The organism is Streptomyces camponoticapitis (genome assembly GCF_014646115.1).
GTDB lineage: Bacteria > Actinomycetota > Actinomycetes > Streptomycetales > Streptomycetaceae > Streptomyces > Streptomyces camponoticapitis.
In genome coordinates this window covers 185,708-197,946 of sequence record NZ_BMMV01000004.1, presented here as the reverse complement: position 1 = coordinate 197,946, position 12,239 = coordinate 185,708, and the positions used below count along the sequence as shown (strand labels likewise).

12 protein-coding genes are annotated in these 12,239 nt (G+C 71.8%); 10 read left to right on the top strand and 2 right to left on the bottom strand.

Annotation, left to right across the window (positions count from 1 at the left end; all coding sequences use genetic code 11):
- Window positions 1-150 precede the first annotated feature (150 nt).
- The 5 genes from IEY79_RS07940 (at window position 151) to IEY79_RS07920 (ending at window position 5,437) form a co-directional block, all read left to right on the top strand.
- Complete coding sequence (locus tag IEY79_RS07940; RefSeq protein ID WP_189106619.1) at window positions 151-1,515, top strand: sulfate adenylyltransferase subunit 1; 1,365 nt, start codon at window positions 151-153, stop codon at window positions 1,513-1,515.
- A gap of 251 nt (window positions 1,516-1,766) precedes the next feature.
- The gene (locus IEY79_RS07935) at window positions 1,767-2,885 is read left to right on the top strand and encodes an ABC transporter substrate-binding protein (protein WP_189106618.1); all 1,119 of its coding nucleotides are present in this window, start codon (window positions 1,767-1,769) and stop codon (window positions 2,883-2,885) included.
- 63 nt (window positions 2,886-2,948) lie between these two features.
- Window positions 2,949-3,740 (top strand): ABC transporter ATP-binding protein, encoded by a 792-nt coding sequence (locus IEY79_RS07930; RefSeq protein ID WP_189106617.1) that lies wholly within the window; start codon window positions 2,949-2,951, stop codon window positions 3,738-3,740.
- Complete coding sequence (locus tag IEY79_RS07925; RefSeq protein ID WP_189106616.1) at window positions 3,727-4,665, top strand: ABC transporter permease; 939 nt, start codon at window positions 3,727-3,729, stop codon at window positions 4,663-4,665. Before IEY79_RS07930 ends, IEY79_RS07925 begins: the two co-directional genes overlap by 14 nt.
- 4 nt (window positions 4,666-4,669) lie before the next feature.
- A complete protein-coding gene (locus IEY79_RS07920; protein ID WP_189106615.1) occupies window positions 4,670-5,437 on the top strand; it encodes a sirohydrochlorin chelatase in 768 nt (255 codons plus the stop codon).
- 107 nt (window positions 5,438-5,544) lie between these two features.
- On the opposite strand, the gene IEY79_RS07915 is transcribed toward IEY79_RS07920, so the two are convergent.
- Window positions 5,545-6,147 carry a TIGR03086 family metal-binding protein gene (locus IEY79_RS07915; protein WP_229700735.1) on the bottom strand — a complete coding sequence of 201 codons (603 nt, stop codon included), beginning with the start codon at window positions 6,145-6,147 and terminating at the stop codon, window positions 5,545-5,547.
- 112 nt (window positions 6,148-6,259) lie between these two features.
- Here IEY79_RS07915 and IEY79_RS07910 point away from each other — a divergent pair, with 112 nt between their 5' ends.
- Window positions 6,260-6,769 carry a GNAT family N-acetyltransferase gene (locus tag IEY79_RS07910; RefSeq protein ID WP_229700734.1) on the top strand — a complete coding sequence of 170 codons (510 nt, stop codon included), beginning with the start codon at window positions 6,260-6,262 and terminating at the stop codon, window positions 6,767-6,769.
- On the opposite strand, the gene IEY79_RS07905 is transcribed toward IEY79_RS07910, so the two are convergent.
- A complete protein-coding gene (locus IEY79_RS07905; RefSeq protein WP_189106614.1) occupies window positions 6,750-7,748 on the bottom strand; it encodes a ketopantoate reductase family protein in 999 nt (332 codons plus the stop codon). The genes IEY79_RS07910 and IEY79_RS07905 overlap by 20 nt on opposite strands.
- Window positions 7,749-8,015: 267 nt before the next feature.
- Between IEY79_RS07905 and IEY79_RS07900 the strand changes: the two genes are divergently transcribed.
- The 4 genes from IEY79_RS07900 to IEY79_RS07885 all read left to right on the top strand — a co-directional run bounded on the left by IEY79_RS07900 (window position 8,016) and on the right by IEY79_RS07885 (window position 12,234).
- A complete protein-coding gene (locus IEY79_RS07900) occupies window positions 8,016-9,221 on the top strand; it encodes a sulfite oxidase (RefSeq protein WP_189106613.1) in 1,206 nt (401 codons plus the stop codon).
- 264 nt (window positions 9,222-9,485) lie between these two features.
- On the top strand, window positions 9,486-10,574 hold the full coding sequence (locus tag IEY79_RS07895; RefSeq protein WP_189106612.1) for an ABC transporter substrate-binding protein: 1,089 nt from the start codon (window positions 9,486-9,488) through the stop codon (window positions 10,572-10,574).
- Complete coding sequence (locus IEY79_RS07890) at window positions 10,571-11,497, top strand: ABC transporter permease (RefSeq protein WP_189106611.1); 927 nt, start codon at window positions 10,571-10,573, stop codon at window positions 11,495-11,497. Before IEY79_RS07895 ends, IEY79_RS07890 begins: the two co-directional genes overlap by 4 nt.
- Entirely contained in the window at window positions 11,473-12,234 is a 762-nt protein-coding gene (locus IEY79_RS07885; RefSeq protein ID WP_189106610.1) for an ABC transporter ATP-binding protein, read from the top strand. The genes IEY79_RS07890 and IEY79_RS07885 overlap by 25 nt, the downstream gene beginning before the upstream one ends.
- Window positions 12,235-12,239 lie beyond the last annotated feature (5 nt).

Sequence of the window (12,239 nt, the reverse complement as noted above, 5' to 3'; positions counted from 1 at the left end):
ATCCTGCCGGGCTCGCGGGCCCCGGCACACACACTCGCCGCGTTGCCGTCGGTCGCCGGTGCCCCGCGTCGTCTCCCTCCTCCGCCTCGCGACCGCACACACCAGACCCCGCTCCCCGATCCGGCCTGATCCAAAAGAGAGGCCCTGACCATGACGACCACCGGGCATACGAGTACCGAGCAGCTGGCCGAGCAGTTGTCGGCCACCACCCTGCTGCGCTTCGCCACCGCCGGATCCGTGGACGACGGCAAGTCCACGCTGGTGGGGCGGCTCCTGCACGACTCGAAGTCCGTGCTCACCGATCAGTTGGAGGCCGTCGAGCGCGCCTCGCTGGGCCGCGGGCAGGACACGCCCGACCTGGCACTGCTGACGGACGGGCTGCGCGCCGAGCGGGAACAGGGCATCACCATCGATGTCGCCTACCGCTACTTCGCGACGCCCCGGCGGCGGTTCATCCTCGCCGACACCCCCGGGCATGTGCAGTACACCCGGAACATGGTGACCGGCGCCTCCACCGCGGAGCTGGCCGTCGTGCTGGTCGACGCGCGCAACGGGGTCGTCGAGCAGACCCGCCGGCACGCGGCGGTCGCGGCCCTGCTCCGGGTCCCGCACGTGGTGCTGGCCGTCAACAAGATGGACCTCGTGGAGTACGCGGAGCCCGTGTTCGCCGCGATCGCCGAGGAGTTCACCGGGTACGCCGCCACGCTCGGCGTACCCGAGGTGACGGCGATCCCGATATCCGCGCTGGCCGGGGACAACGTGGTGGAGCCCTCGGCGAACATGGACTGGTACGGCGGGCCGACCGTCCTGGAACACCTGGAGACCGTCGCCGTCAGCCACGATCTGTCCGGCTGCCCGGCCCGCTTCCCCGTCCAGTACGTGATCCGGCCGCAGAGCGCCGAGCACCCCGACTACCGCGGCTACGCGGGCCAGATCGCCTCGGGTGTGCTGCGCGTCGGCGAGGCGGTGACCGTCCTGCCCTCGGGCCGTACGAGCACGATCGAGGGCATCGACGCGCTCGGCGAGAGCGTCGGCATCGCGTGGGCGCCGCAGTCGGTGACGATCCGGCTCACCGACGACGTGGACATCTCGCGCGGTGATCTGATCGCGCCCAGCTCCGGTCTCCCCGCGAGCACGCGGGACGTGGAGGCGACCGTCTGCCATGTAGCCGACCGCCCGCTGACCGTGGGCCAGCGGGTGCTGCTGAAGCACACGACCCGCACGGTGAAGGCGATCGTGAAGGACATCCCGTCGCGGCTCACCCTGGACGACCTGTCGCAGCACCCCGCGCCGGGGCAGCTCGTCGCCAACGACATCGGCCGGGTCGTGATCCGTACGGCGGAGCCGCTGGCGCTCGACGCGTACCGCGACTCGCGCCGTACCGGCTCGTTCCTGCTGATCGACCCGGCGGACGGCACGACCCTGACGGCCGGCATGGCGGGCGAGTCCTTCGCCGCCGAGCCGCCGTCCGCCCCGGCGCCGGACGCGGCCGAGGACAAGGGCTGGGACTTCTGATGGCCGCCGGCACGGTGGATGTGTTCGCGACGTTCGCGAAGGAGGGCGGCCGGGTCGGCAGCGGCGCCCTCGGCGCGGGGACCGGCGGGGTGGCGCGATGTGCGCGCTGACGTACGCGCACCGCACGCGCGCCCAGCGAACCTCCGGCACCCCGGTGCCGTACCCGTTCCGCCGAAGACACGCCGACCGCCCGGCCACGCCGCCTCGTCACCGAGGGACGTGAGCACGGGCCGACGAGAGGAAAACCTCCCGTGCCAGCCACCCGTACCGCCCCGCTGCGCCGACGCGCACTCGCCGCGGTCGCGGCCCTGCCCCTGCTCGCCGTGGCGCTCGGCGCCTGCGGCTACGGCTCCGAGAACGACAAGGACGAGAAGGTCGCCCCCGCCGCCGAGGGCGAGAAGATCGGCGGTCTCGGCGAGGTGAAGATCGGCTACTTCGCCAACATCACGCACGCCACCGCGCTGGTCGGCCTCCAGGAGGGCCTGATCCAGAAGGAGTTGGGCGGCACGAAGATCAAGCCGCAGGTCTTCAACGCGGGGCCCTCGGAGATCGAGGCGCTCAACGCGGGCGCGATCGACATCGGCTGGATCGGCCCCTCCCCCTCGATCAACGGCTTCACCAAGTCGAAGGGCCAGAACCTGCGGATCGTCTCGGGCTCGGCCTCCGGCGGCGTCTCGCTCGTCGTCAACCCGAAGAAGATCAAGTCCCTGGACGACCTCAAGGGCAAGCGCATCGCGACGCCGCAGCTCGGCAACACGCAGGACGTGGCGCTGCTCAACTACCTGTCGGAAAAGGGCCTGAAGGTCGACACCAACACCGGCAAGGGCGACGTCACCGTCATCCGCCAGGACAACAAGCAGATACCGGCGTCCTTCGAGTCCGGTTCGCTGGACGGCGCGTGGGTGCCCGAGCCGACCGCGTCGAAGCTGGTCGCGGGCGGCGGTTCGGTGCTGCTGGACGAGAAGAAGCTGTGGAAGGACGGCAAGTTCGTCATCACGAACGTGATCGTCTCCCAGAAGTTCCTCAAGGAGCACCCGGACGTCGTCGAGGCGGTGCTGCGCGGCTCGGTGAAGACGAACGCCTGGATCAACTCCAACCCCGACGAGGCCAAGGCCGCGGCCAACGCCAAGCTCAAGGCGGACTCGGGGGCGGCGCTGCCGCCCGAGGTGCTCGACCCCGCGTGGAAGAACGTCGACATCATCGACGACCCGCTCGCCTCGACGCTCAGCGTGTCGTCCGAGCACGCGGTGAAGGCCGGGCTGCTCGAAGACCCGCTGCTGGACGGCATCTACGACCTGTCGCTGCTCAACAAGGTGCTGAAGGCGGAGGGCAAGCCCGCGATCGACGACGCCGGTCTCGGCGTGAAGTAGCCGAGGCGAGTCGCCCGACCCCGCCCGCAACCGGACCGCTCCAGGACCCAGGAGGTGTGACTCATGACCACCGCACTCGTCAAGCAGGCCACAACGGTCGGCACCGAGCCGTACGCCACCCGGCTCGACCATGTGTCCAAGTCGTTCGGCCGCGCCGGCTCCGGCCAGCTCGTGCTGGACGACGTCAGTCTCGACGTGGCGCCCGGTGAGTTCGTGACGCTCCTCGGGGCGTCCGGCTGCGGGAAGTCGACCCTGCTCAATCTGGTCGCCGGGCTCGACCTGCCGTCGGCCGGGGCGATCGACGTCCCCGGCGGCAGGCCGGCCCTGATGTTCCAGGAGCACGCGCTGTTCCCGTGGCTCACCGCGGGCAAGAACATCGAACTCGCTCTGAAGATGCGGGGCATGCCCAAGGCCGAGCGGCGCGGCGAGGCCGAGCGGCTGCTCGAACTCGTACGGCTGACGGGCGCGTACGGCAAGCGGGTGCACGAGCTGTCCGGCGGAATGCGTCAGCGGGTCGCGCTGGCCCGCGCGCTGGCGCAGGACAGCCAACTGCTGCTGATGGACGAGCCGTTCGCCGCGCTCGACGCCATCACGCGCGATGTGCTGCACGAGGAGCTGACCCGTATCTGGGCCGAGACGAACGTGTCGGTCCTCTTCGTCACGCACAACGTCCGCGAGGCCGTCCGGCTCGCGGAGCGCGTGGTGCTGATGTCGTCGCGGCCGGGGCGGATCGCGCGGGAGTGGCGCATCGACATCCCGCAGCCGCGCCGGATCGAGGACGCCGCGGTGGCCGACCTGTCCGTGGAGATCACCGAAGAGCTGCGTGGGGAGATTCGACGACATGGCCAGCACTGAGACGGGCGTTCCCGGCGCCACGGACACTTCGGGGGGCGACCCGTCGGCCAGGACGAAGGTGTCGAAGGACGATCACCTGGCGGGCCTGGAGGCCGGCCTGGACGCGCTGGAGACCAGGTCCGAGGAGCGGGTGTCGCTCGGCAGCGTGCTGCTCTCCAAGCTCGTTCCGCCGCTCGTTGCGGTCGTCCTGGTGATCACGGTCTGGCAGTTCGCCGCCGTCTCCGGCATCAAGCCCGACTACGTGCTGCCGGGTCCGCTCGACGTCTGGCGCTCCATCGAGGCGATGTGGCTGGAAGGCACCCTCCTCGGCTACATCTGGACCAGCGTCTCGCGGGGCGCGCTGGGCTTCGTCGTCTCCGTCGCCATCGGTACGCCGCTCGGGCTGCTGGTCGCGCGGGTGAAGGTGGTACGGGCCGCGATCGGGCCCATCCTGTCCGGGCTCCAGTCGCTGCCGTCGGTGGCCTGGGTGCCCGCGGCGATCATCTGGTTCGGTCTGACGGACGCGACGATCTACGCGGTGGTGCTGCTGGGCGCCGTACCGTCCATCGCCAACGGTCTGGTCGCCGGCGTCGACCAGATCCCGCCGCTGTATCTGCGGGCGGGCCGCACCATCGGCGCCACCGGCGTCAACGGCATCCGGCACGTCCTGCTGCCCGCCGCGCTGCCCGGCTATCTGGCAGGCTTGAAGCAGGGCTGGGCGTTCTCCTGGCGCTCGCTGATGGCCGCGGAGCTGATCGCCAGCTCCCCGGACCTCGGTACGGGACTCGGCCAGCTCATGGAGAACTTCCGCACCTACAGCGACATGTCCGGTGTGCTGGCCACGATCATCCTCATCCTGATCGTCGGCATCGGCATCGACCTGCTGTTCTTCTCTCCCCTGGAGCGCCGCGTCCTGCGCAGCCGCGGTCTCCTGGTCAGGAGCTGATCCCATGCCCCGTACGGCGGAACGCCCGGTGCTCGTGATCGTCGCGCACGGCAGCCGCGACCCGCGGCACGCGGCGACGGTGCACGCGCTCCTTCGCCGGGTGCGGGCGCTGCGTCCGGGGCTGCGGGTGGAGGCGGGCTTCCTGGACTTCAACTCCCCCACGGTGCCGCGCGTGCTGGAGCGGCTGGACGCGGAGGGCGTACGGGACGTGGTGGCGCTCCCGCTGCTGCTGACGCGGGCCTTCCACGCCAAGTCCGACATCCCGGCCGTGCTGCACGAGGCGCGGGTGCGGTTGCCCAGGCTCACCGTGCGGCAGGCCGATGTCCTCGGCCCGTCCGCGCTGCTGACCGACGCGCTGGAGCGGCGGTTGTACGAGGCCGGGCTCACGCCCGGTGACAAGGGCTCGACCGGGGTCGTACTGGCCTCGGCGGGCTCCAGCGACCCGGAGGCGATCGCGGTGATCGCTCATGTCGCGCGGGAGTGGCGGCATACCGGTTGGTGTGCCGTGCGGCCCGCGTTCGCCTCCGCCTCCCTGCCCCGCACGGAGGACGCGGTGCGCGAGCTGCGGGCGGAAGGGGTACGGCGGGTGGCCGTGGCCCCGTACGTGATCGCGCCGGGCCGGCTGCCCGACCGTATCGCCCGGGGCGCGCGCGAGTCGGGGGCGGACGTACTGGCCGATGTACTGGGCCCGGCACCGGAGTTGGCGCGGCTGATCGTGCGGCGCTACGCGGCGGCGAGAACCGCCGGGCACGTCGCGGTACTCACCGCCTGAGAGCCGCCGCGGTGGGTCAGGAGTAGTCGAGGCCGCCCGTCCGCGTGCGCTTCCTCGAAGAGATGGGGTAGCCGGCGAGCACCGTGGGCCACTTGGGGTCGTGCGCGTCAGGCCGTCCACAGCGGGTCGCGGCCGCTCGCGGCGAGTGCCCGGTCGAAGGTGCCCGCCGTCCCTGGGGCCGGTACGGGGTCGGCGAAGCCGTCGTACTGCCGGTACATCTCGGCGTACTCCTCGACGACACCGAGCACGAACGCCGCGGTCTTCTCCGAGAGCCGGAACTCCTGCCCCGTGGCCCGCGCCAGCTCCCAGCCGTGCAGGGCCATTTCGAGGGTCATGAGGGTGGCGACGGCGGCCGCCGGGGAGGCGCCGGGGCCCTCGCCGATCTCGCCCTCCCAGACGGCGGGCGGGGCCCATGCCTCGACGGCGCGGTCCAGCGCGGCCCTGTAGCGCTCGGGCCAGTCGGCGTCGGCCGTGAAGTCGCGCGCGGTGAGTGTCCCGGGCATCTCGGTGCGCAGGGCGCGGTGCTCAAGCCCGTGGGAGGTGTAGAGCACCAGGTGGTTGACCAGGGCCCGGACGTCCCACTCCGCGCTGGGTGTGGGCGCCGCGAGGCGGTCGGCGGGTACGGCGCCGGCGATGCGGGCGGCCTCGGCGGCGCACTCCCGCATCGCGGGGTGGACGGTGCTGATGGCGGTCTTCGTGTCGCTGTTCATGCCGCTCACCGTAGGAAGGGCGGCGGGCACCGGTCTTGAAGAAAGGCGACAGGCGGGGCCGAGGGGACAATCCGGTTGCGGCGTACGCGCGGGCGTACCTAGTCTCCGGGCCGTGACCCCCGATCTGCGCACCGAGCGGCTCACCCTGTCCCCGTACGTCCGCGCCGACGAGGACGACTTCGTCGCGCTCTTCCAGGACACGCGGGTGTCGCGCTGGATGGGCGACGGCCCGCGGAGCGAGGCCGCCGACCGGGCGCTGTTCGGCCGGGTCTTCACCGACGTCTATCCGGCGGACCGGTTCGCCGTGTGGGCCGTACGGCACGACGGCCGCTACGCGGGGCACGCCGAGATCAAGCCGTCGCCGGAGCCGTGGCTGGACGGTCACGAGCTGGTGTACGCGCTCACGCCGGCCGTCCAGGGCCTGGGGCTGGGCCGGGAACTGGCCGCGGCGCTCACCGCGTACGGGCACGACACGCTCGGCCTGGCCGAGGTGCACGCCACCGTCGACGCCCGGAACGCGCCTTCGCTCTCACTTCTCGCGGGGCTCGGCTACACGCGTGTGCGGGACATGCCCCAGGAGGACGGCGGCACCACGAGCCATCTCACGCACCGGCGTCGATGATCCTCAGCAGTTCGCCGACCGGCAGGGAACCCGCCGGGCGGCGCTCGCGGGCGAAGGAGTTCGCGACCCGCTGAAGGGCCTCGTTGACCGGTGTCGCCACCCCGTGCGAGCGCCCCAGCAGGGCGATCTCACCGTTGAGGTAGTCCGACTCGATCGTGCCGGTGCCCCGGCTCAGGCTCTGCCAGGACGACCCGCCGCCGCCCTCCGGGACCGCGTACGGGTCGAACGTCATCCTCGCCCGCACCTCGTCCTGCTCGGCCGCGCTCACCGCCTCGACACCGGCGGCGGCGAGCACCGCGCGGCCCTCGGCCTGCGTCCGGGCGGCGAGGGCACGGGCCTCGTCGGTGAGGAGACGGCCGGAGACCGCCTCCACCGCGTTGGCGAGGTTCGCGATCAGCTTGCCGTACTTCCAGCGCATCGGGTCCGGTACGACCGGGGCCAGTATCCGGGACTTCTCCAGGTCGGCGGCTATCCGTGCCGCGGTCTCGTCGGTGCCCGACGGGTAGCGTCCGATGTGCAGGGTGCCGGTGTACGGGGTGCCCCCGGCGGAGACGACGCCCGGCTCGACATGGGTCGCGGGCAGCCAGACGCACATGGCGTACACGTGCCGGAAGCGGCGCAGTGCGAGCCGTTCGCTCTCCACCCCGTTCTGGGCGCAGACCAGCGGAAGCCGCTCGCCGGCGGTCCCGCCGCCGTCGACCGGCCGCACGGACCAGGCGTCGAGGGCGGCGGTGCTGTCCTGGGTCTTCACCGACAGCAACAGGACGTCGTCCGGGCGCAGTTCGAGCTCGTCGGGCCGCTCGACCACGGGCGGACGGTGCACGCGCGTGCCGTCGGGCGTGGTGAGCCGCAGACCGTGGTCGCGCAGCGCCGCGTGGTGCGCGCCGCGGGCCACGAGGACGACGTCGTGACCGGACTCGGCGAGCCGGCCGCCGATGCTGCCGCCGACGGCGCCCGCCCCGATGATGATGTAGCGCATCCCCGACTCCGTTCCGTGTCACCCCGCGTCCGATCCGTCCGAGCATAGATCCGGCGCGGGGCGGCGCCGGAGGCCGGGGGCACTGACCTGGTACGGAAAAGAGCTGACCGGGCCGGGGAGCGCGTCTAGGATTCCCGCATGGCTGTCATGTCGCGCCTTTCGCCGCGCCGCTGTTGTTGTCGCTGACGCCTGTCTCTCCCCGGCTCTGTCGGGTTCTCCCCGTTTCCAGGACCTTCCCCGGTCCTCCCTCCTTTGAGGAGTCATGTGATGACCCCTGCTCGTCGCTCCCTGCTGAAGCTGCTCGCGGCCGCCCCGGTCGCCCCGGTGGCCGCGCAGATCGCCGCCGCCGCGCCTGCCGCGGCCGCCCCGCCCGCTCCGAGCGCCGGGCCGACCGTGCCCGGCATCGTCAAGCCGCTCCCACCGGAGCTGTTCACCGTTCGGGGCACCAATGCCGAGGCCAACTTCGCCGCCCTGCGCGACACCGGCCGCCACACCCCCGTGGAGCGCTTCTTCGTCCGCAACCACACGGCGACCCCCGTGCTGGACAAGAGCTCCTGGAGCCTCACGGTCTGGGGCAGCGGCCTGCGCGGGGGCCCTGCCCGGTTCACGTACGACCAGCTGCGCCGGCTCCCCTCCGTCACCCGCGACGTGGCCATCGAGTGCGCGGGCAACGGGCGCAGCTACTACACCTCCCAGCAGGGCGACGCCGCCACCGGCACGGCCTGGACGCTCGGCGCGATCGGCGTGGCCCGCTGGCGCGGCGTACGGCTCTCCGACGTGCTGCGGCACGCCGGGATCGGCGCGCACGCGGTCGACGTGATGCCCAGCGGACTCGACGCCGACTACGTCACGGAGGGCGTGAACCTGGGCCGGGTGCGCCGCCCGCTGCCGGTGGCGAAGGCGCTGGACGACGTGATCCTCGCGTACGAGATGAACGGTGAGCCGCTGCCGTACGACCACGGGTATCCGGTCCGGGTCGTCGTGCCGTCCTGGGTGGGGATCGCCTCCATCAAGTGGGTCGGCGACATCGAGGTGAGCGCCGAGCCGCTGAGTTCGCCCTGGAACACCGACTTCTACCGGCTGTTCGGCCCGTCGTACCCGCCCGGCGGCAGTGCGCCGCTGACCCGGCAGACCATAAAGTCCGGCTTCGAACTCGCGCCCGACACGGTGCTTGCCGCCGGGCGCACCCACCGGCTGACCGGCCGCGCGTGGTCGGCCCACGCGCCGGTGCGGCACGTCGAGTTCAGCACCGACGGTGGCATCCGCTGGCAGCGCGCACAGCTCCGGGACACCCCGCTGCGCAACAACTGGGTCCGGTGGTCCGCCCCGTGGCGCCCGCACACCACGGGGCGGACGCATCTCCTGGCACGGGCCACCGACATGGCCGGGAACACCCAGCCCGAGCGCTCGGTGCCGAACACGCAGGGCTACCTCTTCGACGCGATGATCAGGGTCCCGGTCACCGTGAACTGAAGGATCCCTTTGTCCTGTTGCGTCACACCTACTGTGTCAGGCGTATAGCGGCGGTACGAAGCCATTGTTGCCGTATCGCACATCCGGACCGGGCCCCTTGCCCATGGCTTCGTACCGCCGCTAGCTTCGCGAACATGTCCAGATCCCAGCGGTTGAGCAGACGACGCGCCGTCGATTTCATGCGCGTCGCGACCGCCCTCTGTAGCGGACCTCACGACCTCGTTCCGTGACGACCCCAGCGCTACAGAGAACCCGGGAACAGACATGCCCAGAGCACTCCGTGCTGTCCTGCTCGCCTCCGTACTGATCGGCCCGGTCCTGCTCACCGGCTGCGCCGACAACTCCGCCGCCACCACCGCCTCCTCGAAGGACCTCTCGGCCGTCGAGATTCCGAAGACGGTGGATCCGGACACCGAGATCACCATCGGGAGTCCGGAGATCGAGGTGGCGCTCAAGCTCTCCGGCCAGATCGACAAGCTCCCCTTCAAGGTCAAGTGGGCGAACCTCAGCGGCGGTCCGCAGTGCTCCGAGGCGTTCCGCGCCAACGCCCTGGACGTGTGCTCGGCCGCCGAGATCCCCTCGATCCACGCCCACTGGACCGGGCTCGACACCAAACTGGTCGCCGCGGCGTTCCGCACGGACCCGGTCAAGAACCCGATATACGAGCTCGGCATCGCGCCGGGCGCCGGCATCGACAGCCTCGCCGACCTGCGGGGCAAGCGCATCGCGTACAGCCCGGGACAGGCCCAGGGCGCGCTCGTGCTGCGCATCCTGGCCAAGGCCGGGTTCACCAAGGACGATGTGAAGCTGGTCGAGCTGCCGAGCACCGGGGACGTCTATCCCACCGCGCTCGGCGGTGGCCAGGTCGACGCGGCGCCGCTCGGCGGGGTCAACATCAAGCGCTATCCGGCGAAGTACGGCAAGGACGGCGGCAAGACGATCCCGCACGGGCTGCGCGACGACCCCAGTCATCTCTGGGTGCCCACGGCCTCGGTGAGCGACCCTCAGAAGGCCGCCGCGATACGGGAGTTCGTGACGTACTGGGCCAGGGCGGAGGTCTGGATCGACACGCATCCCGAGGAGTGGATCGAGGGTTACTACGTGAAGGACCAGGGGCTCTCGCGCGAGGACGGCGAGTATCTGGTCAAGACCGGCGGGCACCCGGCGATTCCGGGCGACTGGAAGGACGCCATCGCCGACCAGCAGAAGACGATCGACCTGCTGGCCAAGGAGACCGGCAAGGAGTCGTTCGACGCGAAGATCCTCTTCGACCGCCGCTTCGAGAAGGTCGGTGCCGAGGCGGTCTCGGGCACCGGCGCCGACACCGGGGCCGGGACGGGAGCCGGATCATGAGTACCGGAGCAGCCGAGGAAATCACCCTGACCAAGGCCGGGTCGGCGACGGACGGGGGCCCGGACACCGGCCCGGCCGGCGCCGCGGGACCCGCCGCCGCCTCCCCGCCCGCCCGCGACTCCCGCACCGTCCGGCGGCTCGGACCGCGCCGCCGGCTCGGCCTGGGGCGGCCCGTCCCGTACGGCTGGGCACTCGGCCCCCTGCTGCTGCTCGCCCTGTGGGCGGCGGGCTCCGCCACCGGCCTCATCGACGCCCGTAATCTCTCGGCCCCCTGGACGGTCGTGACGACGGCGGGCGATCTGATCGCGGACGGCCGGCTCCAGTCGAACCTCGCCACCTCTGCCCAACGCGCCGCGCTGGGCCTGCTGTTCGGCGTGCTGGCGGGCCTCTTCCTGGCGCTCGTCTCGGGCCTCAGCCGGATCGCCGAGGGAGTCATCGACGGCCCGGTGCAGATCAAGCGCGCCATCCCGTCGCTCGCGCTGATCCCGCTGCTGATCCTCTGGTTCGGCATCGGCGAGTCCATGAAGGTCATCACGATCGCCCTGGGCGTCTTCGTGCCCGTCTACATCCACACCCACAACGGGCTGCGCACCATCGACAACCGCTATGTGGAGCTGGCCGAGACGGTGGGGCTCAGCCGTACGGCGTTCCTGCGGCATGTCGTGCTGCCCGGCGCGCTGCCCGGTTTCCTGCTGGGCATGCGGTTCGCGGTGACCGGTGCCTGGCTGGCGCTGGTGGTGGTCGAGCAGGTCAACGCGACCAGCGGGATCGGTTACATGATGGAGCTGGCCCGGACGTACGGGCAGACCGACATCATCATCGTCGGCCTGGTCGTGTACGGGCTTCTGGGGCTCCTCTCGGACGCGCTGGTACGTCTCGTCGAACGGAGGACGCTGTCATGGCGACGCACGCTGGCGGGCTGACCGCCGACCACCCGGCCGCGACGGTACGGATCCGGAGTCTGGTCCGCTCGTTCGGCGACCGCAACGTCCTCGACGGGCTCGATCTCGACCTGGGCGCCGGGGAGTTCGTCGCGCTGCTCGGCCGCAGCGGCTCCGGCAAGAGCACGCTCCTGCGCGCGCTCGCCGGGCTCGACCACGACGTGACGGGCACCGGCGAGCTCGGCGCCCCGGATCCGGTCGCCGTCGTCTTCCAGGACGCGAGGCTGCTGCCCTGGAAGCGGGTGCTCGACAATGTGGTCCTCGGTCTCGACGGACCGGATCCGGTGGCACGCGGCCGGGCCGCGCTCGCCGAAGTCGGCCTGGCGGGGCGGGAGAAGACGTGGCCCGTCGAGCTGTCGGGCGGTGAGCAGCAGCGTGTGTCGCTGGCCCGTTCGCTCGTACGCGAACCGGGACTGCTGCTCGCGGACGAGCCGTTCGGCGCGCTGGACGCGCTGACCCGCATCCGGATGCATGTACTGCTGCGGCGGCTCTGCGCCCGGCACCGTCCCGCGGTTCTGCTGGTGACGCACGACGTGGACGAGGCGATCGTGCTCGCGGACCGCGTGGTGGTCCTCGCCAAGGGCCGCATAGGCGCCGACATCCCGGTGGACCTGCCCGCTCCCCGCGCCCACGGCAGCGCCGCGTACGCCACGCTGCGTGAGCGGCTGCTGGAGGAGCTGGGGGTGGACCCCACGGCGCAGGAGGAGAGCGCGGTGTGACGGGC